The following is a 603-nucleotide window of genomic DNA, read 5'->3' on the forward strand; positions in this document are numbered from 1 at the left end:
TCCCTCACCGATCCGCCGCCCGTCCGGCGCGCCCGGCCCGACCCGGCCGACCCCCACCGCGACCACACCCCACCAGGAGGAATCCCCCGTGAACCCGATCATGTCCAAGCGCGACGCCGCTGCCCTCGTCGACTCCGCCCGTATCCGCCAGGGGCGCACGTGGGCGGAGCTGGCCGACCACCTGGGCGCCCCGCTGGTGTGGACCACCGCCGCGCTGCTCGGCAACCATCCGATGACGGCCCAGCAGGCCGCCTCGACCTGCGAGCTGCTCGGCCTGGGTGAGGACGTCGCCGAGAGCCTGGCCCTGCAGCCGAGCCGCGGTACGCCGCCGGAGCAGATGGCGGACCCGACCATCTACCGGCTCATCGAGGCGCTGGCGGTCTACGGCCCTGCGCTCAAAGCGCTCATCCACGAGGAGTTCGGGGACGGCATCATGAGCGCGATCAACTTCCAGGTCGACTTTCGGCGTCGGCCGGACCCCGATGGGGACCGGGTGGTGATCACCCTCGACGGAAAGTTCCTCGACTATCGGTGGTGACGACCAACAACAAAGACGACCAACAACAAAGACGACGACCGCCCGGCGGCCGCAGCCGCCGGGCG

General features: G+C 71.0%; 1 protein-coding gene. It reads left to right on the top strand.

From position 1 onward, the window contains the following. The first annotated feature begins 100 nt into the window (after nucleotides 1-100). Nucleotides 101-538 (top strand): cyanase, encoded by a 438-nt coding sequence (cynS, locus tag HMPREF3086_RS00965; RefSeq protein ID WP_371441633.1) that lies wholly within the window; start codon nucleotides 101-103, stop codon nucleotides 536-538. The last annotated feature ends 65 nt before the right edge of the window (nucleotides 539-603 follow it).

This window comes from Dietzia sp. HMSC21D01, from assembly GCF_001815995.1.
In the GTDB taxonomy this organism is placed as follows: Bacteria; Actinomycetota; Actinomycetes; order Mycobacteriales; family Mycobacteriaceae; genus Dietzia; species Dietzia cinnamea.

Coding starts and splice junctions, on each gene's coding strand:
- cynS (WP_371441633.1), top strand. CDS start 101: ATGTCCAAGCGCGACGCCGCTGCCCTCGTCGACTCCGCCCGTATCCGC.